The organism is Phormidium sp. FACHB-1136 (assembly GCF_014697375.1).
In the GTDB taxonomy this organism is placed as follows: domain Bacteria; phylum Cyanobacteriota; class Cyanobacteriia; order Phormidesmidales; family Phormidesmidaceae; genus Nodosilinea.
This window is the reverse complement of the sequence record NZ_JACJRS010000099.1, coordinates 1-20,725: the sequence shown is the minus strand read 5'-3', so window position 1 is coordinate 20,725 and position 20,725 is coordinate 1. Positions and strand designations below refer to the sequence as shown.

Below are 20,725 nucleotides of genomic sequence, written 5' to 3'. Positions count from 1 at the left end.
ACGGAGGTGGGGTAGGGGGTGGTCATCTCTCGGTTCTTTTCGCCGCCTCTCTAGGATAGAAGCTCAGCCCTCAGGATTGCATCTTATTCAATCCACGTTCCTAAGTACCCCTCATGCCAATCCTCTTCAGAGGATTTCAGCTCGGAGCCTTGGACTTCTAGTCCAAGGCTCCCTTAGATTTGGCCACATCATCGGGGGTATTGAGGTTGACCAGCCAAGCCGGATCCACTCTGGGAATGGCGGCAACGGACTGCTGATTTAGCCAGCCCTGAAACGAGCGTCCCCCGGCCTCTAGATAGGCCCGCCAACTGGCCCCACAGGCGATGCGATAAAACCCACACAGCGGTTCCCAACGATCCTGACTGCGCGGCAAATAGGCCATCACCGATGGGGGTAAGTTATCCAAATGATTAGCCCATTCCCGCAGTGCCGCCTCGTTTAGGTTGGGCAAATCGCAGGCCAACGCCAACACCCAGGTCGGAGCAGACTCGGCCTCCGCCGCCAGCACCGACACTGCCTGAGCCAGGGCCACCAGGGGGCCGGGACGCCTACCATCGGGCGCTAAGTCGGGGGATTCTGGCCAAATTTCAATCGTTTCGGGCAAGAACGGACGATAGCGATCCCCCCAAGGCGTCACCACATAGACGCGATCCGCGCAGCCCAACGCCACCCGGCAAGTCCGCTGAATCAGCACCTCATCCCCCCACGGAATCAGCGCCTTATCCGTCCCCATGCGGCGGCTTTGGCCCCCGGCTAATACGAGTGAAATGATGGTCACTTCTTCACAAAAATAGCCCGATAAACGGGCAACCCCTGCTCTAGGGTGACGCGCTCACGGTCGGTTTGGGCGGGGAAGGGGCTTTCGGGGAGCCAATCCTCGGCGGTGCGGGCCAGTTGGGGATGTTCGCCCAGGCGTTCCACCATATCGAGGGCGAGTTCTTCTACGTCGGACTGGATGATGATGCGGCCTGCGTTGGGCAAAAAATCCACCAGGTCATTGACCAAGGCGGGTTGCAGCACGCGGCGTTTTTGGTGGCGTTTTTTGAACCAGGGATCAGGAAACTGAATGGAGATTTGCTGGAGGGGATTGGCGTCGCCCCAGCTTTCCATTAGCGGGCGGAAGGAGAGGTTGGCGTTGCAAAACATCAGGTGCAGGTTGGAGAGGCCGAGTTCTTCCTTGCGCCGTTGGGACTGTTCCGCCAGGGGTTTACGAATTTCTAGTCCCAAAAAATTCCACTCTGGCTGAAGCTCGGCCATGGCCATGGCAAACACCCCCTTGGCGCTGCCGATGTCGATGTGCAGGGGCCGCTGGGGATGGGGAAAGACCTGGTTCCAGTCGGGTAAATCGATGGGAATCTGGTATTTTTCACTGAGTGGATTAACGTGCTGGCGCACCCGAACAACCGCCACAAGCTGACCTATTTGGTAAAACTCCAGTTTTCTATCATGCCACAGCCCCCCTTGCAGATGGTTCAGTCCCCCCAGTTGGAGCTTCAGGCTATGACAGAGTTGCCCGATATGTCTTTCTCTCAGACCCCGGATGCGTCGGATGCCCCATCGCCACCCAACACCACCCTGGCGGCAACTCCGGTTACGATGACGCCCATCTACCCACCGCCGCTTCAGCCTGGGGATCGCCTTGCCGTGATCGCCCCCAGCGGTGCCCTACGAGAGTTGGACTCCTTTAAGCAAGGACTGGATCTATGGCGCAGTTGGGGCTTTGAGGTAGACGTACCCGCCACCGTAGGTCAGAAGTGGGGCTATTTGGCAGGGCGCGATGAAGACCGTCGCCAAGCCTGGGTGGAGGCTCTGGCTAACCCCGATTACAAGGCCATCCTCTGCGCCAGGGGCGGCTATGGCGGGGCCAGGGTGTTGGAACGGTGGCAGTGGCCGGATCCCCTGCCGCCAAAGTGGTTGGTGGGCTTTTCAGACATTACTAGCCTGCTGTGGGGCTTGGCGAAACAGGGAATCGTGGGGATTCACGGGCCGCTGATGACCACCCTGGCTACGGAACCCGCATGGTCGCAGCAACGGCTCAGGGACTTGCTGATGGGGCAGCCTGTGCCCTCCATTCGTGGGCTGGGCTGGGGCGGGGGCCGGGTAACAGGGAGGCTGTTGCCCGCCAACTTGACTGTGGCCACCCACCTGCTGGGCACCCCCTACGAACCCAATTTGGACGGGGTGATTTTGGCCCTGGAGGATGTCACCGAGGCCCCCTACCGCATCGACCGAATGCTGACCCACTGGCGGATGATGGGTAAATTTCAAGGCGTGACGGGCATTGCCCTAGGGCGCTTCAGCCGTTGTGAGCCGCCGGACAACGTGCCTAGCTTTACCGTGGCAGAGGTGCTGCGGGATCGCCTGGGGGATCTGGGCCTTCCCATCGTCTCGGGCCTGCCCTTTGGCCACGATGGCGACAACGCCGCCCTACCTGTGGGGGCCATGGCCCACCTCAACGGCGACCAGGGCATCCTGGCCATTCTTTAACCCCAGCGAGATCTCCCATGGTGGCTCCCACTCTCTACGTTTCGATCACCAACCACGGTTTTGGCCATGCCACGCGGGCGGCTGCGGTGGCGGCCACGGTGAATGCCTTGGCCCCAGATGTTGACCTAATTTTGGCGACCACGGCCCCCAAGTGGCTGCTGGATGAGTATTTGCCCGTGGAGTACGAGTATCGTCCGGTGGCGCTGGATATTGGGGTGATTCAGGCGGATAGTTTGACCATGGATTTGCCCGCCACCCTGGCCAAGCTGGATCAGATTCGCGCCGATGCAGCCCGCCTGATAGCGACCGAGGCCACCTACCTCAAGCAGCGGGGGGTGAGCTTAGTGCTGGCGGATATTCCGCCCCTGGCGGTGCCCCTGGCCCAGGCGGCGGGGGTGCCCTGCTGGATGATGAGCAACTTTGGCTGGGACTTTATCTATCGCGCCTTTGGGGATGAGTTTGCCGCAACGGTGGCCTGGATTGAGGGCTGGTTTGGCCAGTGCGACCGTCTGTTTCGCCTGCCCTTCCACGAACCGATGGCCGCCTTCCCGGTGATTGAGGATGTGGGATTAACCGGGGGCAACCCACGCTACTCGGTGGCGGCACTGCGGGAACAGTTGGGTATCCAAACGCCCCCGGAACGGACGGTGCTGCTCACCTTTGGCGGTTTGGGCCTCCAGGCCATCCCCTATGACCCGCTCAGCCATTTCCCCGACTGGCAATTCCTCACCTTCGACCAAGCTATCCCTAACCTGCCCAATCTGCGCCCGATACCGCGTCAGGGGTTCCGCCCGGTGGATGTGATGCCCCTCTGCGGTCGCATGGTCTCCAAACCGGGATTTAGCACCTTCTCCGAAGCCTGCCGCCTAGGCCTGCCGGTGATCACCATTACCCGCGAAGACTTTGCCGAGGGGCCAGTGTTGGTCAACGGCCTACAAGACCATAGCTGGCACCGGGTGTTACCCCCCAACGAACTCTTCCGGGGAGACTGGGCCTTTCTGACGGAACCCCTCCACCCGCCCCGGAAAACCCTCACCTTGTCCAAGGAAGGCAACCGTCAAATTGCCGAGGCCGTGGTGGACTATCTTTTGTCGTTGGAATAATGGAATATATGGTCAATCTGTGAAATTTACGATAGAACAGATAGAACCATAAGTTTTCTAACGTTTTTCGTTACATACAAGGTGTTGTGCTGATCGATGCCCGCCGAGGGCTGGGATGTCCCAGCCTTCGGTCGATGGAGGGCACTCTGCCGCCGTGATTGGCGTTGTCTGCTCACTAGGGGCAATTCCCTAGGCGGCCTGGGCTAAGGGGCATCGACCAGAGCACAGGTCTTCTCCTTGCGTTACGAGAGCGGTTTTCACTCAGTGGCTATCTCCGCTGTCAGGGTGTTTGGGCACACCTGATGGCTTTGTTTTATCTACGGTTGTTTTTCCTATTTAAAGGACGGTTTTTGCCATGAGTCTCTACGCCGAACTCCACCGCCACCTGGGCGGATCTGTGGTGCCCCGCATCCTCTGGCGCTACTTCCAGCGCAATCGCCCCGACCTATCGGGCCAGTTTGCCGACTATGCCGCCTTCGAGCAGTTCTATACCCAGCCCCGCAAAACCCTGGCGGAATACCTCGAACTCCACACCCTGGTGGAAAGCGTACAAACCCAGGAAGCCCTGCCCTACTTCATCTACCGCCTGATTCGCGGAGCCTACATTTTTGAAAACCTGGCCTACCTAGAACTGCGCTATACCCCCTACCTGCGCACCCCAGAGCATCTATCCCAAACCCAGCGCATTGAGGCCATGGCCAACATTGTGGAGGTGGTGGGTCGCGCCAGCCAGCAGGTGGAATATCCCATCGTCACCCGGCAAATCCTCTGTATGCACTCTCGCCTGCCCTACGAGGTGAACCGGGCCATTGTGGAACTGGCGGCCCAGTATCCCGAATACGTTTGCGCGGTGGACGTGGCCGGGGGCGATGCCCAGTACGTCGAGCGCATGGAGGACTTCATCCAGCTCTACCAACGCGCCCAGCAGTTGGGCCTCAACACCACCGGACACCTCTACGAAACCACGGCGGGCTGCCATCCCCAACTGCTGCCCTACCTGATGCGGATTGGCCATGGCATTCAAATTCCCCTGCATTATCCCGAACTCTTGTCCGACCTAGCGGCGCGGGGCCAATGCCTAGAGGTCTGCCCCACCACCTACCTAAAAACGGGCACCCTGGAGGACATTCACCAACTCCGCACCGTGTTTGACCGCTGCTTCGAGGCCGGGGTAGACATCGCCATCTGCACCGACAACGCCGGACTCCACAACGTCCGTCTGCCCTTTGAATACGAAAGCCTGCTCACCCACGATGTGATCGGGTTCGACGCCCTCCAGGCTTGCCAAGAAGCCTCCTTCCGCCATGCCTTCGCTTGGCCCCACAACCACCCTCCTAGCGCCCTGCTGACGGATATGCTCCAGGGGGTCAATGGCGTTGAAGATCGCGAACCTGCCCTAGCCCCCGCCCTCGATTAGAAGATCTCCGCTGGAAGATCTCTGCGTTAAGCCGGGGACATCGAGTCCTTGGCTTGGCTCAGGTGAATGGGGAACACTCAGCGTCGGCCCTGGAGTTGCTTGGCTTGCTGAATCCAGGTACTCACCTGGTCAGGGCTGGGGCAGAGGTCAGCCCGCTGCATGGTTTTGACATGGAGGCGTTTAATCTGGGTGTAGAGCGTGGGGGGAGCACTGTTGGCCAGTTGGGCCACCGACACCACCCCCGCATGGAGCAGCAGCCCATTGTAGGTGCAGCCCACCGACGGCAGGCGGGCCAGGTCGGCCAAAATCACCCACTTGGCAATGTAGCGTTCCGGCACCGCCAGGGTTTTGGCCAGGGTTTGGCGCTGGGCGGCGGATTGCCCCTGGCGACGCAGGTGCTCGGTGGTGGTCAGCCCCAGATCAGCGAGGGCTTGGGCCTGGGGGGCACTCAACCCAGGCAGGGTTTGAATCGGAAAATTAGCCAGGGTCGTCACCGCCTCATGAATCAAAACTAGGGCTTCAACCCAGGCCCAAGAACCACACCCTAGGAGGGGCCATGGGGCAGAAAAGCAAGCTATACTAGTTTAGACAAACGGCCTACGGGATGTAGCGCAGCTTGGTAGCGCGCCTGCTTTGGGAGCAGGATGTCGCAGGTTCAAATCCTGTCATCCCGATTATCCATCTTTAGCGACTGTCACAGGGGCTATCCTCATCTGGGGTGGCCTTGGTTAGGATGGAATCTCAGTATGATAAGATTCCTCAAAAAATTGGAAGACGTTATGCGCAACCTGTTCCCCCGTGCTGGTTTATCCCTGTCCTTAGCTGGTGCTGTCGCTGGCGGGGTAATGCTCGGTATGTTTGGTCTAACTCAGCGGGCTTGGGCGTTAACCGCCGAGCAAATTGCCGAAAGATTAGCCCAAATTCCGGTGTTCATGATTTTGGATGCCCAGGGGGAACACCTCAAGGCCGTCAGCCAGACCGATGAGGCGGTACAGGCTCCCGTCGTCTTTTTAGATGGCCCAACGGCGGCGGCGGTGTTGGCCCAGGTGGAAGAAGGTGGCCAGGAAGCCCAAATCGAAGTGGTTGATCTGGGCAGTGTTTACCGCGAACTGGCCAACAGCGAGGGAATCGCCCCCCTGCTGTATTTCCCTATCCGCGACGAGATAGAGGTAGCGGTGGCCATTGAGCCCGAATTCCAGGGTGTGCCTCTCTTCATTCCGCGCCGGGGCGACAGCAACGCCTACCTGCCCTTTGTCCAGGGCGATGAGGTCTCTCTGCCGATGTTCTTCTCCCGCGACGATCTGCAAACCTACATTGACTGGGTTTTTGAAGATAACCCCGCCGGAGCCGAAGAAATTGTGGTGGAAGTGGTGTCCTTAGAGTGGCTGCTGGCCGCCATGGCCGCCAGCGAAGATAGCGCCGCCGACAACCAGTTCAGCCAGGTGCGTCTCTTCCCCTCCACCGATGTGCTGGAGTTCATCGAGACCATTCGCGAACGGCAGGCCCAACCCAATCCGTAGCGTCCCTCATCCGGCTGGTGGGCTTCCGGTCTTAGCGGGCGGGGCGAGGTTCCCTCGCCCCTACGGTGATTGGGTTGGAAATCGGGGGTTTCCAATTTGGATTTGGCATTAATAGCCATGTTCCGCCAGAAAGGCAAGGGATAACGTGTCGTCCATCGGGTTGGATGCTTGGCTGGAATGGCCCCGCAGCAGTTTTTCCACATACTTGCCCAAAATATCGCCCTCTAAATTAACGGCCTGACCGGGCTGGAGGTGGGGCAGGGTGGTTTCTTGGTAGGTGACGGGGATCACAGCCACGGAAAACCAGTCGCCGCTGGGGCTGCAATCGGCCACGGTGAGGCTGATGCCGTTAATGGCAATGCTGCCCTTGGGCACAATATAGCGGGCGGCACGGGCATCGGGCACCGTAAAGCTCAGAATCCAGGCGTTGTCGGCTTGGCTGGCGGTTTCCAGGTGGCCCCGTCCATCCACATGCCCCGTGACAAAATGGCCACCAATTTTGCCCCCCACCCGCAGGGAGGATTCTAGATTCACCCAGCTTCCCTCCGGCAGTTGGCCGAGGGTCGTCCGAGCTAGGGTTTCGGGGGAAACCGCCGCTACAAACCCCTGGGGCAGTAGGGTCTCCACCGTCAAGCAAATCCCATCGACGGCCATGCTGTCACCTAGGGCCATATCCGCCAGCAGGGGATGGGTGGGGGTAGGGTAGTGCAGGGTAAGCTGGCCGATGCCGCTGTGGGAGAGGCGACCCATGGCCTGAATCAGTCCGGTGAACATGGCAAAAACGCTAAGGATGAACAAGAGGGCCGCAAGGCCAGGTTTAGAATCGACGGGGATTGGGGCCTCCGTGATGACGCTACTTTTCAATCTAGCCCTGAAATATGGAGCCTCCTTAAAATCTCAGCTTCAGGATGGCCCATGGGGGGTAGGATCAGGGCATACTGAGTTAGCAAGATCTCCCTATCTAGGCTACCCTGAGCCGAAGCACAACGACGTTCAGTGAGCCAACCTAGGCCGCCCCGCCCACCCTGTCGGAGAAACCGTGTCCTATACCTACGGCCTAGATACTGTTTTCAGACAGACCACGACAGACTACTACTGTGGATACCCTGAGGCAGGGGGTTTATCCTGCCCATCCCTGGAGCCAAGAGGCTAAGCCAATGATTGAAATGAAAGTCGCCGGGATTGCCCTTGATGCAGTATCGCGGAGTCCTGTGATCCTCCTCCGGGACACCACAGATCGGCGACAGCTTCCGATCTACATTAGCCGTGAGCAAGCGGGGTCGATTATTGGAGCCCTAGAGGATCAGGTGTCTCCCCGCCCCCTCACCCACGACCTGTTTGTCAATTTGATTGAAGATTGGGATATGACCCTAGAGCGGGTGGTGATCCATGCCCTGCGGGACAATACCTTCTACGCCCTACTGACCCTGGCGAAGGGCGAAACCCGCCGCGAACTGGATGCTCGCCCCAGCGACGCCATTGCCATTGCCCTGCGCCTCGATGCGCCGATTTGGGTAATGGAAGAGGTGGTGGCCGAAGCCTCCATGCCCGTAGATCGAGATGCGGATGAGGCGGAAAAACAGGCGTTTCAGGCGTTTCTCGCCAACCTCAGCCCGTCGGACTTCATTCAGCGGGGAGGACGTTCCTCCACCAGCAACGACGCCTTTGACAGCTAAGGGATGCGCCAGGACATACAGTACCGATGACCTGCTTTTCTGCTGGTGCGTTGCTTCGCGAATGCACCCTACGGCGATCATGTTTCCGGTACTTTATTTAGATGCTTGCTCCTAAGCCTTTGGGCAAGTCTGGGATAGCAATTCTGGGATAGATCACGGTTCTGTGTCTGCGATGTCCATGCAATATCGGCGGTTTGGCCAAACAGACCTGCGCCTATCGGTGTTTTCCCTGGGCACCATGCGTGGGTTAGATCATCCAGGCACCTTTGAGGCAACCCTAGAGCGGGCGCTGGATCTCGGCATCAACCACATCGAAACCGCACGGGGCTATGGGCCAAGTGAGCGCTGGCTGGGAGACTGGTTGCATCGTCGCGGACGGCCTCAAAACCTGGTGTTAACCACTAAAATTCCTCCCCAGCCCAGCCGGGAGGCCATGGCTCAGTTATTGGCCGATTCCCTTGAACGGCTGCGGGTTCCCACCATCGACTGCCTTGCCATCCACGGCCTCAACACCCCAGAACATCTCACCTGGGTACAGGATCCCCAGGGATGCATGGCCGCTGTGCGCCAAGCCCAGGAAAACGGTCAGATTGGCCATGTGGGCTTTTCCACCCACGGCCCCCGCGATGTGATCCAATTCGCCATGGAGACGGGCCTCTTTAGCTTTGTGTTGCTGCATTACTACTACTTTTTTCAGCGCCATGCCCCGCTGATTGCCCTCGCCCAGGATCTCGATCTGGGTCTGTTTATCATTTCCCCTGGCGACAAGGGCGGAATGCTCTACACCCCACCAGAGGCGTTGCGGCAGGTGTGCCAACCCTTTGACCCGCTGTTTCTCACCTACCGTTGGCTGCTGAGTCAGCCGGGGATCACCACCCTCAGCACCGGGCCAGCTTGCCCGGAGGAACTGGACGTTTTAACGGAACTCGCCCACCGCACCGATCCCCTAACGCCCTCGGAAACCGCCGCCTTGGCCCGATTAGATCAGCGTCCTGCCGCCACCCTGGGAACCGACCTCTGCCGCCAGTGCTACGAGTGCCTGCCCTGCCCGGAGGCGATCCACATTCCCGAAGTGCTGCGGCTACGCAACCTCACCCTAGCCTACGATATGCAAGCCTTTGGGGAATACCGCTACCGAATGTTTGAGAATGCGGGCCACTGGTTCCCTGGGCGCAAGGCCAACCGCTGCACCGACTGCGGCGATTGCCTACCCCGTTGTCCTGAAAACCTAGATATCCCCGCCCTACTGCGCGATACCCACAACCGCCTCAAAGGGCCCGACCGCCGCCGCCTGTGGGATGACTAGGACGGTTGGAGAAGCGGGGTTTTCCCATGGGGATAGGAGTTCACTGGGCCATGGCCTCTAAAATCGTCCGTTGCACCTGGGGATGGTTCATCATAAACGTGTGCCAGACGGGCAACTGAATCACGGCATCCTGGGGCTGCATATAGGTTTCTGAAAGGGCCACCACGCCATCATTGGCCTCTTCTCCAAAGGGGCTGAGGGGGCCAGTGGGGCCACTCGTTCCGGCCACAATGGTGTAGGGGCTTTGCAGCATGGGCAGACTGGCATAGAACTGCTGGCAGGTGAGGTTGTGGCCACATTGCCCGGTAAACCACCGAAAGGGCCACAGATTCCAGGCGAGGGGGGCCAAGCGAGGGGGCTGGTTGGGGGTACCCAGCATCACCACTTGGTGCGGTGGGGCAGAGACTTGGCCCAGGCCCAGGGCGGCACGGGTGAGCACACCACCGAGGGAATGCCCCACCACGCCGTAGGGGCCACGGTGGGCCAGGGCTTGTAGGGTGTGGTTTAAGCGCTGGGCAATGGCATCGAAGTCTTCGGCAAAGGCAAAGTAGCTAAAGGGTTCGGGGTGATGTCCGGCTTGGCGCAGGCGATGTTCGAGCAGCATCCACGAAAGGGAGGTGCGGGCTAAGCCATGGATGAGCAAAATATGCATAGAATCGGGGTTGAACGGTAGGAGTTGATGGGGCAGGGGGAATCCCTAGGGGGGCCGATGACCGTGTGGATGACGGCAATCAAGGGGATGGGGTTGGGCTTGGCCATTGCCGCGCCCGTGGGGCCAATTGGGCTGCTGTGTATTCGGCGATCCTTGGCCCAGGGGCGGTGGATCGGGCTGGCCACCGGGCTGGGCGCGGCTACGGCGGATGGCTTCTATGGCGGCATTGCCGGATTTGGGCTCACGGCGGTGTCGGATCGGCTGATGGCGCAGGCTTGGGCGCTTCAGCTTTTGGGCGGGCTGTTCCTGGTCTACCTGGGCTGGAACACCGCTCGATCTACCCCGGCCACCGCAGCCGCGCCAGTGACCTCACGGGGGTTGATCGGAGCCTACGGGTCTACGTTTTTGCTCACCCTTACCAATCCCGCTACGATCCTATCCTTTGTGGCCATGTTTGCGGGGCTGGGGCTGGTCTCCGCCGAGCGCGGGCCATGGGAGGCGCAGGCGTTGGTGCTGGGGGTCTTCCTCGGATCAGCGTTGTGGTGGCTGTGCCTGAGCTGGGGCGTTACGTTTTTTAGCCCCTACCTCACCCCAGCCCGCATGATCTGGTTAAATCGACTGGCTGGGGCTGCTATCTTTAGCTTTGGCGGCGTGGCTCTGGGGGCGTTGCTCATCCCTTCCCCATAAACCTCATCCATCCACCCCATCCACCTCAGCTAGAAGCCCAGTGCCAGAAGCCCAGTGCCAGAAGCCCAGTCAACAGTGAGAGAGCAACGGTGAAACCGAGGGTGAAACAGCAGCGCAGCAGCCGACGATCATTCCTCCATGCAAGGCGTTGGTGGGGGCTGGGATTGGCCTGTGTTGTGCTCTGGCTGGGGTTTGGGGGAGTGGGGCGGGTGATGGCCCAAGGGCCGCTCCACCGATCTTCGGCGTTGGTCGCGCAATCGGTACAGGAACTCGAACAACAGAGGCGTACCCTAGAGCAACAACGCCAACAGCTTCAGGATCAGCAAAACGAGCTAGAGGGTCGCCAAAATACCTCAGAGACCAACCTGCAAACCCTAGAGCGCAGCATTGTCTATACCGCCAACCAAATTACCGAAACCGAATTTCGCCTAACCAAGGCCGAGCAAGATTTGCAACGACTGGAGGCGAATCTGCGGCAAGCGGAAACCGACTACGAAAACGTGCGGATGGCCACGGTGGCGCGGCTTCAGTTTCTCCAGCGGCAGCAGGGTAGCGAGGGCTGGGCGGTACTGCTGCAAAGTCAAGATTTCAACGAATTTCTCGACCGTCAGTATCAGCTTAAGCGGGTCTATGCGGCGGATCGCCAAGTGTTGCAAGACCTGAAGGTGAAGGCCGACGAGATTCAACGCCAAAAGGGCGCTGTGGAAGACCAGAAAAACCAGGTGGCCCTCCTGCGACAGCAATTATTGTCCCAAAAGCAACAGTACGAAGCAGAAGCCCAGGAGGAAAAACAGCTTATTTCCCGATTGCAGGAGCGGCGTTCGGCCCTGGAGGCAGCGGAGGCCCAACTGGAACGGGAGTCTGAACAAATTGCGGACCTCATTCGCCAACGGCTAGCGGCCCAATCTGGTGCGGTGCGGGGCACGGGGCGGTTTGTGTTCCCGGCCAATGCTCGCATTTCCAGCGGGTTTGGCAACCGCGTGCATCCCATCCTGGGCTACAGTCGCTTCCATGGTGGGGTCGATTTTGCCGCCCCCCAGGGCAGCACCATCTTCGCCGCCGATTCTGGCCAGGTGATTTTCTCGGGCTGGTATGGGGGCTATGGCCAGACGGTGATTATTGACCACGGTGGCGGCATCACCACCCTCTACGCCCACGCCAGTCAGATCTCGGTTCAGGAGGGCCAATCGATACAGCAGGGCCAGCCCATCGCCGCTGTGGGGTCTACCGGGCTCTCTACCGGGCCACACCTCCATTTTGAAGTGCGCCAAAACGGTAGTCCCGTTAATCCCATGGGGTACCTCTAGGGTGGCGATGGGGATCATCCATCGGCGGATCTAAGGGTGAATCGGGCGGCGACGGGCTCAGACTGGGAGGCTCGTCAGCAAAAACATCGATTACAGCAGGTTCTCGAACTGTTTACGGAGGCGATCAAGTTCGGCCTGGGAGAGGGTTTGGCTGTCCTCTTCGGGCTTGGCGGGGGAGGGCAAGGTATCGGGATCGGCGTCGGGATCCCAGTCGAGTTCTTCTACCCGGCCTTCGGGGGGAATGGCGAGGGAACCTTCGGGGACAATTTTATAGCCGTAGCCCGCGTCGTCGCAGAAGGCTTCGATTTCCGCTTGGTCCATGGCCTCCACGGTGGCCTCCGGGAAATCCTGGGCCTCTAGCATGACGGCAAATCGGGTGGCATCGTCTTCATTCTCAAACATGAGGACAATATCTTCGTGGTCAACCCGGAGGGTGTGGATGCCCTCATTGTCGGTACGGGCATTGAACAGAAGCACGTAAACCACCATAGCCAAACTACCCATCCGGTTACTGTAGGGAGGATCCAGCCTAGCCCCTGCGTTGTCTCTACCCTGGGCTAGAACTCGACTTTAAACAAGGCTTATTCTAACGGTTTGCGGGCCTTGGGAACGCCAGGGAGAAGCGGCCCACTGCATCGAGACTAGAACCTGGGACAGGTGGGAACTGGGTTTTGCTTGGGTCAGCAGCCCGTATCGCCCACGAGATCTAGGGTGGTGGTTTCACCGTCCTGTTCTAGGCGCAGGGTGGCGGCATCGATGGCCAGAACCTCTGGGTCGGGCTGGGGGGTCGTTTGGGTAATCTCTACCACAACGGTGGTGCGGCCATCTTGGCTGACAAAGGTTTGGGAGATAAACTGTCCGCCGATAATCTCCGAACCGCTGGTCTCGGTGCGCACGAAATTGACGATTTCACCGTCTAGTTTCATCCGCATCGACCCGGTGCCCGCCTCGTTATCGGCGGGCCAGCCGCTAAATAGGTATAGGCCGTCAATGCGGGAGTCGGTATCGGGGGCCAGCAGGGTGAGGCCACATCCAGCGATATCGATTTCGTCAAAGGTGAAGGTGTCTACCGAGGGAACGGCGGCGGCGACGGGGGGATCGGAGGGGGGAGTCTCCGTTTGGCAACCGACGGCTAATAGGGCTGCACAGGTTATCCAGTACCAGGGTCGCATAGGCACGAGGTCGATAAGAGGTTGAATGTCATCAATGGTATGGACGATTACACTTCATTCCTAGGCAAGTTGTGACAGAACCCTGAAGTGGATAGGCATAACGGCGGGAGTTCACTAAACTGTTGGGTGTTTCGTGGTGTGTTTCACGGGGTGACGGACATGGCGGATTCCCAAGGGCCAGAATCCGAACAGCGATCTACGCGATCTACGGCTGTGATCCGATGGCTGGGGGGGAGTTTGGTGGCAGGCTCGGCCCTGCTGATCGTGGGAGGCGGGGCGGCTTGGCGGGGTTGGGTGTGGCTTCAGAACAACCTAACGCCCTGGCTGGAGACCGAACTCACCACCGTGCTCAACCGTCCGGTGGAGTTGGGGGATTTGGAGCATCTCACCCTGTCGGGGGTGCGGGTGGGGCCATCGCAAATTCCAGCCACCGCCACCGACCCCGACTCCCTCTCGCTTCAGGGGGTGGAGGTGCGGGTTAATCCCCGCGATCTACTGCGGCGAGAACTGATCCTCTCCATCGTGCTGGATCAGGCGGATCTGTACCTGGAACAGTCGGCGGATGGGCCGTGGGTGGCCCTGGAGTTGGATTTGCCGGATCGGGATGAGACCGACCCCGACCCTTGGATTAACATTCAACCGGGTACCCTGCGCCTGCGGGATAGCCGAGTGGTGCTGGTGCCCTATGATCGGCGCGAGGATTTGGCGTTGCCCCAAGGGCAAGACCGGGCCGAAGCGCCCAGGATAGAACTCACGGATGTGTCGGGGAAGGTGAACTTTGGCCTGGGATCAGCGGGGGATAGCGGAGGCCGACGGTCAAGGATTGATCAGCTCGATTTTGAAATCAGCGGCACCTCGGTTATCGGTGGCCAAGCCCACCTGAAAGGGTCAGCCCAGTTGCCCAAGGCCACGTCACCCCTACCACCGACAGAAGGCTCCACCTCCACTCCAGCGGGCGTAACCGCCACCCCACTCCCAGAGTTGGCAACGGCTAAGGCTGGGCACTATCCCACGGCCCTGCAAGCCCTACGACAGTGGTCAGTCAGACTGTTCCAGGGCGTCGCTCCAGCGTGGGCACAGGCTCCGGCAAAGCCCACCCCCCTGCAAGTTCAAGCCAACCTGCGCGTCCAAGATCTAACCGCCACGGATCTTTTGCCTTTGGTGGAGTCCTTTTTAGCGGATCCGCTACCCGTTCAGATTCCCAGCGGCATGGTCAGCGGCGCGGTGGACCTTGCCCTTGGGGAAGACCCACCGACGGTGACGGGCACGGCGCGGGTGGAGGGAGGCACGGTAATGACGCCGGGGCTACCCGAACCGATCCAAGACATCCAGGGCGATGTGCGCTTCCAGGAACGCACCTTCATCTTTGAAAATGTGACCGCACGGCTAGAGGACGTCACCGCCACTGCCCAGGGTCGCCTCAATGTAGACCAGGGCTACGACCTAACGGGGCGGATCAACCCCTTCACCCTAGCCCAGGTCACCGAGATCTTTGGCCTCGAACTCCCCGTGGCGGCGACGGGTACCTTTCTCGCCGATGTCGCCCTGGCTGGCCCCCTCACAAAGCCCGTCATCACCACGGAACTCACCTCCCAGGGCCGGGTGGTGGTCGATCAGGTGGCCCTGGCGCAGGTACAGGCCAAAACCATCGTCCAGGGCCAGAACGTGATCCTGGATGGCTTTCGACTGCTGCCAGAGGCGGGGGGAAGCCTAACGGGTAATGGCCTGTGGACGGCTGGGCCAACCCCGCAAGTCACCTTGGCGATGACGGGGAACCAACTCCCCGCCGATGCCCTAGGCCGCCCCTACGGCCTGCCCGACACCGTGACCCTTGGCCCAGTTTCCCTAGAGGCCAATTTGGTGGGGCCGCTGGATAACCTCACGGGTCAAGGCCGCTGGCGGGCACCGATGGGCACCTATCCCAGCCAGGGGCGCGTGACCTGGGCCAATCAGACCCTCGCTTTTACCGATACCTTTGTTCAGGTGGCGGGGGGTACCGTGGCGGGGAATGGCACCGTGGCGCTGGAAAGTCGCCGCTGGCAGGCGGATGTGCGGGCTACGGGGCTCTCCCTAACGGATCTAGGGGCGGGGGTGGCCGGGGAAATCAATGGCCGAGGGGAACTGCGGGGGCCGCTGGGGGGCAACCTGCGGGCGGAACTGGAGGGCCAAGGCATTGCCCAGGCGGTGCTGGCGGGGGGCGTGGTCAATGGTCGGGGCACCGTGGGGCAGGGGCGCTGGCGGGCCAATGTGGTGGGGCATCAGCTTGCGCTAGCGGCTTTTTCGCCCTCTTTGCAGGGTACGGGACACGGTCAATTTGAGTTCTTTGGGCCTACCAACGCCCTCACCCTGGCGGCGGTGCGAGGTCAGGGGCAACTAGAACTGTCGGACGGGCTGGCCACAGCGGCGACCCTAGCGCCCCAACTGGCGGCGGTGCGCGAACCCCTGAGGGCCGACTTAGCCTGGGATGGGCGGTCGGTGCGGGTGAACCAGGCCAGTACGGCGGGGCTCCAGGCTAACGGGGTGGTGACGCCGCTGCTGACGGGGCCAGGGGCACCGGGGCTAGAAAGCTTGGATCTCAACCTCACGGCCAGGGGGGTGAATTTAGCCGCCCTACCGATTCCGGGCCAGATCGTTCCGGTGGCGGGGAGGGGCACCTTCGCGGGCCGACTGGCGGGCCGTCCAGGTACCTTCCGGTTGACCGGGGATGCCCGCCTGGATAATTTTGCCCTCAGTGAGGTGGCCTTTGCCACACCCTTGATGGGGCCAGTCTTCTACGACCAGCGGCAGGGGTTCACGGTGGATCTGCGTGACCCCAGCCAGGGAGAAATGGGGGATCGGCTGCTGGCTACCAGTCAACAGGATCCCTACGACCTGAAATTTACCCTACGCCGTGGCCCCACCCTCGCCGATGGCCATATCCAGGGCAGCGACCTCTTCGCCACCCTCACCAACCTGCCCCTGGATGATCTGCGGCTACCCCAGGGCGGCATTGAGGGAGTGGGCACCGTCAGCGGCACCATAGAATCAGCGGTGATCAGCGGTAACTGGCGCGAACCCAACCTCCAGGCCCAGTTCGACATCGTTGATCCTGGGTTGGGCTACATTACCCTGGCCAATGTCCAGCCCCTCGCCCCAGACGATACGGCAGCCTTAGACGCCGATAGCCCAGAGGGAGATGACCGCCCTGAGGACTTGGCGGTGCGCTACGGACGTCTGCGGGGCACCCTCCGCTACGCCAACCAGACCGTCAGCTTGGTCGGGGGGGAACTGATCAATGCCTCGGAGCGCAGCCGCTACCTGATCAGCGGCACCTACGCCCTGGATGGTTCCCAACGGGTCAACGGTGAGCTAGTGGTCGATAACGCCCAGATTCAGGATATTTTGCTGACCTTTAAGATTTTTGAGCTGTCGGATTTTCGGCTAAACCTGCTGCAACCGCCCGCCTGGTATCAGACGGTGACCCCCGTCGAATTGGCCAACTTAGAAACGACCCAGGTCGGCGACCGCCATGCCTCCTTTTTAGATCAACTGCGGCGCTTTTCGGAGGTGCTGGCCCTCCAAGACATCCTCGACGCCGAGGCCGAAGCCGCCGTGCTGCCCCCCTTAGAGGGGTTAGAAGGCCGCTTTTCGGGCACGGTGAAAGCCCAAGGAACCTTGCCTCGTCAGGTACAGGTGGATGTGGATTTGGCCGGATCCAACTGGCTGTGGCGCGATCCCCGCCATCCCTCCGGCATTGGCTACCGTCTGGATAGCTTCCTGGCCCAGGCCACCTACCAAGACGGCCTGATCAGCCTGCGGCCTATCCGGTTGGTCAGCACCTTCCCCAGCGACGACCCCGAAAATCCCACGGTGGCGACGGTGGAACTGAACGGCGATCTCAGCCTCAACTCCGAGGATCCAGGGGATCGCACCCTGCGCCTCAACATTGATGATCTGCCCCTGGCAGCAGTGCGGCGTCCCCTACGCATTCCCGACACCTTTGATGGCTTCATCAACGCCGGAGCCTCCCTCACCGGAGGGCTGGCCGATCCCCAGGTGCGGGGGCGGTTGGCGGTGAACGACGCCACCATCAACCGCCAACCCGTGGATGTCGCCTCGGCAGATTTCCTGTACCAAGAGGCCCGCCTCAACCTGCGGAGCAACGTCGCCATTGAGGATCAGGTCGATCCCCTTACCCTGCTGGCCAGTATTCCCCTGCCCCTACCGGGCGGCAGTTCCCTACCCAGCCAAGACTCGGTCACCGTGCGGCTACGGCTCAAGGATCAGGGCTTTGCTCTGATGAACCTCTTCACCCAGGCCGTCACCTGGGAGGAAGGGCAGGCGGAACTGGCCCTCAATGTGGATGGCTTCTGGCCCACCAATAAACCCATTGAGGATGCCCTCACCTCCCTGGTGGTGTCGGGGGCTGCCAAGTTTGACGGGGTCACCCTCAGTTCCCGGAGTTTGCCAGAACCCCTCACCAACCTGCGGGGCGATGTGGTGGTGCTAGAAGGTCAGGGCGCGGAGAACTCCGTTTATTTCAATGGCTTGGTGTTGGATTTCCAAGACGTGCAGGGTGACTTCAGTGCCGGACAAATTGCCGCCCAGGGCCAGTTCAAGGTATTGCCGTCCATCCACGATATCACCCCTGGGTTGGTGGGTCGCCCCTTGGCCACCCGCGACGATGGAGCAGAACCCCAGGATGATCGCTTCCGCCTCACCCTCGACAACATTGCCCTCGACCTGCGCAATGCCGCTGGCACCTACAACGGCAAACTCGATGGCGACGTGCGGGTGGGGGGCAGTCTCTACCTGCTAGAGCCCATTGTTTCCGGTAACCTGCGCCTCTCCAACGGCATTCTCACCCTGCCCGAATCCCAGGATGAAACGGCCCTGGTGGGCGGGGGTGGCTTTGGCAGTGCCAGCCCCAGCATTTATCAACCCCTGCCCCCGGTGCTAGAGGATTTCTCCATCACCCTAGCCAACAACGTGCGTCTGGCGATTCCCAACCTGGTGGATGTCAGCGCCCAAGGCGACCTCAACCTCGTGGGCACCGTGCCGGATATTCGGCCCGATGGTCGGATTATGATGCCCTCAGGGCGCATTAACCTGTTCACTACCGAGTTTCGGCTCACGGGCAACGAAAACTACGCCGAATTTAGCGCCAACGACGATGTCATTGATCCCTATCTGGTGGCCAGCCTCTCGGCGGCGGTGTCCGACACCCTCAGCAACAGCACCAGCCTGTCCGCCGCCTCCCCCTTCCCCCGCAACGAAGTCATCGACGACCCGATCAGCCAACTGGGCCTCACCCAAAACGGCGTCCAAACCATCCGCATTCGGGCTAATGTCAACGGTCGGGCCAGCCGCGTCATTCAGCTTCAGGGGGTAGAACTGTCCAGCACGCCGCCCCGCTCCGAAGGCGAAATTATCACCCTGATCAGCAACGAATTTCTCACCGCCCTAGAATCGACCCTCGGCAGCGTCTCCGGCGGCGGCGATAACTTCCAGGGCTTGTTTGCCTTTGCCGGATCCGCCATCCTCAACCGCATCCAAAACCTGATTGGGGCGGGCCTAAACAATACCGAACTGCGGCTCTATTCCGCTTCCCCCCCTGGGTCGCAGCAAGTGGATGTGGGCGGCGAGGTGAGCTTTAACGTCTCCCCCAGTCTGGGGCTATCGGTGCAGAAGGTCTTCACCAATGTCACCCCCGTTCTCTTTGGGGTACGCTACCGCATCACCGACCAAATCACCGTGCGGGGGATCACCAGCTACGAGCAGTTCAACGAAAACACCGGGGCCATTGTGGAATTCCGGTTCTGATGACGGGCATGATCACCGCGTCACCAGGCGTTTGTATGGCGTTTGCATGGAAAGAAAGGCTATGGCGTACTATGGAATGATAACGATTATCATTCGCTGAGGATTATGGTGAACCAACGCAATTGGGGCATAGGGTTAGGGCTAGCGGCTGTCGTGCTAGGGGGATGTGCCGTTCAAGACAGGGGCGAGGTCTCGGAGGTAGCGCTTGATCCCGCCGAGCGGCCCCAGGTGGTTGCCACCAGTGGCGTCCTGTGCGACCTGGCTCGGCAGATAGCTGAAGACACCATCACCCTGACCTGCCTGCTGGCACCGGGGCAAGATCCCCACACCTACCAAGCTCGCCCATCGGATCGGCAAGCGGTGGATACCGCCGATCTCGTCCTCTACGACGGCTATGATTTTGCCCCCTCCGTGCTGAATGTGGTGGTGTCTAGCCGTAATCCAGCCCCCAAGGTGGCCGTCCTAGAGGCGGCGGTACCCAATCCGTTGATGGGGCAGGGCCACGATCATGACCACGATCATGACCACAGCCACGATCATGAGTCCGATCCAGATAGCCACAACAGCGCCGCCGATCAGACCCATGACCACGATCAGGCCCATGACCACGATCATTCCCACGACCAGGATCATTCCCACGACCAGGATGCCGAGGCCAGCGACCAGGCCAACCCAACCCCAGCGACCTCGGTAGCGACCTCGACGAAGCATGATACTGATCTCGTGCCTGACCCCCACGTTTGGCACAATGCCCGCCACAATGCCGCCCTGACCGAGGTGATTGCCGAGGCCTTGGCCCAGATCAACCCCGATCAGGCTAGCCGCTACCAGGCCAATGCCGCCCAACTGGCCGATCAGTTCATCGTCCTAGACGGATGGATTCAGGCCCAAACAGCGACGGTCCCTGCCCAAAATCGTCGTCTCGTGACTACCCACGATGCCTTTCGCTACTTTGCCGAAGCCTACGGGTTTGAGGTCAAGGGGGCACTGAGCGGACTCAACACCGATGCCCAACCTTCCCCTCGGTCACTGACTGCGTTGGTGGATCAAATTAAAGCCGCAACCGTGCCCGCCATTTTTGCCGAATCCACCACCAACCCGGCCCTGATTCAAACCGTGGCCAACAATGCGGGTGTGGCCGTCGCCGAACAGCCTCTCATGGTAGAAGGGCCAGGGGATCCAGACAGCGTGGCTCCTAACACCCAGGCCATGCTGGTAGTCAACACCTGCACCATCGTGAATGCCCTGGGGGGCACCTGCCAACCATCAGAGGCTCCGCTGACGCCCTAGTGCCCTGCTAAGGTTCAGAAATACCCCCCTCAGGTCGATAACGTTGATTCAGCCTGTGGCTGGGCTACAGAACTGGCTTTAGAGTACTCCATGGAAATAACTATCCCCTTGCCATTGCTCTTGGCCTTCACCCCTGCCCCTCTCCCTCAGGGAGAGGGGTTCTGAATCTGGCTCCCCTGCTCCCTCAGGGAGAAGGGATGCAGGGTGGTTTCATACCAGCGAAGAAAAATGAGGATGGATTGAGATGTTATTTTGCCCCTCAGCCCATGGTTCTCATAGAGCAATTAAAGCAAATTCCAGATCACC

At 60.4% G+C, this 20,725-nt stretch carries 17 protein-coding genes and 1 tRNA gene; 11 read left to right on the top strand and 7 right to left on the bottom strand.

Annotation, left to right across the window (positions count from 1 at the left end):
- Positions 1-157: 157 nt before the first annotated feature.
- Together H6G62_RS21615 and trmB are read right to left on the bottom strand one after the other, a co-directional pair.
- A complete protein-coding gene (locus tag H6G62_RS21615) occupies positions 158-778 on the bottom strand; it encodes a molybdenum cofactor guanylyltransferase (protein WP_347239399.1) in 621 nt (206 codons plus the stop codon).
- Positions 775-1,410 (bottom strand): tRNA (guanosine(46)-N7)-methyltransferase TrmB, encoded by a 636-nt coding sequence (gene trmB, locus H6G62_RS21610; RefSeq protein ID WP_190499020.1) that lies wholly within the window; start codon positions 1,408-1,410, stop codon positions 775-777. Before trmB ends, H6G62_RS21615 begins: the two co-directional genes overlap by 4 nt.
- Positions 1,411-1,596: 186 nt before the next feature.
- Between trmB and H6G62_RS21605 the strand changes: the two genes are divergently transcribed.
- The 3 genes from H6G62_RS21605 (at position 1,597) to H6G62_RS21595 (ending at position 5,007) form a co-directional block, all read left to right on the top strand.
- On the top strand, positions 1,597-2,487 hold the full coding sequence (locus H6G62_RS21605; RefSeq protein ID WP_190499033.1) for an LD-carboxypeptidase: 891 nt from the start codon (positions 1,597-1,599) through the stop codon (positions 2,485-2,487).
- Positions 2,488-2,504: 17 nt separating this feature from the next.
- Entirely contained in the window at positions 2,505-3,590 is a 1,086-nt protein-coding gene (locus H6G62_RS21600; RefSeq protein WP_190499018.1) for a glycosyl transferase, read from the top strand.
- A 355-nt stretch (positions 3,591-3,945) separates the two neighbouring features.
- Complete coding sequence (locus H6G62_RS21595; protein ID WP_190499016.1) at positions 3,946-5,007, top strand: adenosine deaminase; 1,062 nt, start codon at positions 3,946-3,948, stop codon at positions 5,005-5,007.
- 77 nt (positions 5,008-5,084) lie between these two features.
- Here H6G62_RS21595 and H6G62_RS21590 read toward each other — a convergent pair whose 3' ends face one another.
- Positions 5,085-5,516 carry a DUF4332 domain-containing protein gene (locus H6G62_RS21590; RefSeq protein WP_199325171.1) on the bottom strand — a complete coding sequence of 144 codons (432 nt, stop codon included), beginning with the start codon at positions 5,514-5,516 and terminating at the stop codon, positions 5,085-5,087.
- 91 nt (positions 5,517-5,607) lie between these two features.
- Between H6G62_RS21590 and H6G62_RS21585 the strand changes: the two genes are divergently transcribed.
- Together H6G62_RS21585 and H6G62_RS21580 are read left to right on the top strand one after the other, a co-directional pair.
- Positions 5,608-5,681 (top strand) — tRNA-Pro (locus H6G62_RS21585).
- Positions 5,682-5,786: 105 nt separating this feature from the next.
- A complete protein-coding gene (locus tag H6G62_RS21580) occupies positions 5,787-6,527 on the top strand; it encodes a Tic22 family protein (protein ID WP_190499014.1) in 741 nt (246 codons plus the stop codon).
- 108 nt (positions 6,528-6,635) lie between these two features.
- Here the strand turns inward: H6G62_RS21580 and ribE are convergent, their stop codons facing one another.
- Positions 6,636-7,301: a riboflavin synthase gene (gene ribE, locus H6G62_RS21575; protein WP_190499012.1), complete on the bottom strand. Its 666-nt coding sequence runs from the start codon at positions 7,299-7,301 to the stop codon at positions 6,636-6,638.
- A gap of 383 nt (positions 7,302-7,684) precedes the next feature.
- Here ribE and H6G62_RS21570 point away from each other — a divergent pair, with 383 nt between their 5' ends.
- Positions 7,685-8,203, top strand: a complete 519-nt coding sequence (locus H6G62_RS21570; protein WP_190499029.1) for a bifunctional nuclease family protein — start codon at positions 7,685-7,687, stop codon at positions 8,201-8,203.
- A gap of 178 nt (positions 8,204-8,381) precedes the next feature.
- Positions 8,382-9,509, top strand: a complete 1,128-nt coding sequence (locus tag H6G62_RS21565) for an aldo/keto reductase (RefSeq protein WP_190499027.1) — start codon at positions 8,382-8,384, stop codon at positions 9,507-9,509.
- 40 nt (positions 9,510-9,549) lie between these two features.
- Here the strand turns inward: H6G62_RS21565 and H6G62_RS21560 are convergent, their stop codons facing one another.
- A complete protein-coding gene (locus H6G62_RS21560; protein WP_190499010.1) occupies positions 9,550-10,161 on the bottom strand; it encodes an alpha/beta fold hydrolase in 612 nt (203 codons plus the stop codon).
- Between the two features lie 57 nt (positions 10,162-10,218).
- Between H6G62_RS21560 and H6G62_RS21555 the strand changes: the two genes are divergently transcribed.
- Both H6G62_RS21555 and H6G62_RS21550 read left to right on the top strand, forming a co-directional pair.
- The gene (locus H6G62_RS21555) at positions 10,219-10,848 is read left to right on the top strand and encodes a LysE family transporter (RefSeq protein WP_242052213.1); all 630 of its coding nucleotides are present in this window, start codon (positions 10,219-10,221) and stop codon (positions 10,846-10,848) included.
- 101 nt (positions 10,849-10,949) lie between these two features.
- Entirely contained in the window at positions 10,950-12,155 is a 1,206-nt protein-coding gene (locus tag H6G62_RS21550) for a M23 family metallopeptidase (protein WP_199325170.1), read from the top strand.
- Between the two features lie 90 nt (positions 12,156-12,245).
- Here the strand turns inward: H6G62_RS21550 and H6G62_RS21545 are convergent, their stop codons facing one another.
- Positions 12,246-12,644: a DUF3110 domain-containing protein gene (locus H6G62_RS21545; RefSeq protein ID WP_190499007.1), complete on the bottom strand. Its 399-nt coding sequence runs from the start codon at positions 12,642-12,644 to the stop codon at positions 12,246-12,248.
- Positions 12,645-12,835: 191 nt separating this feature from the next.
- A complete protein-coding gene (locus tag H6G62_RS21540; RefSeq protein ID WP_190499006.1) occupies positions 12,836-13,327 on the bottom strand; it encodes a hypothetical protein in 492 nt (163 codons plus the stop codon).
- Positions 13,328-13,486: 159 nt separating this feature from the next.
- Between H6G62_RS21540 and H6G62_RS21535 the strand changes: the two genes are divergently transcribed.
- On the top strand, positions 13,487-19,129 hold the full coding sequence (locus H6G62_RS21535) for a translocation/assembly module TamB domain-containing protein (protein ID WP_190499003.1): 5,643 nt from the start codon (positions 13,487-13,489) through the stop codon (positions 19,127-19,129).
- Positions 19,130-19,234: 105 nt separating this feature from the next.
- The gene (locus tag H6G62_RS21530) at positions 19,235-20,419 is read left to right on the top strand and encodes a zinc ABC transporter substrate-binding protein (protein ID WP_190499001.1); all 1,185 of its coding nucleotides are present in this window, start codon (positions 19,235-19,237) and stop codon (positions 20,417-20,419) included.
- The last annotated feature ends 306 nt before the right edge of the window (positions 20,420-20,725 follow it).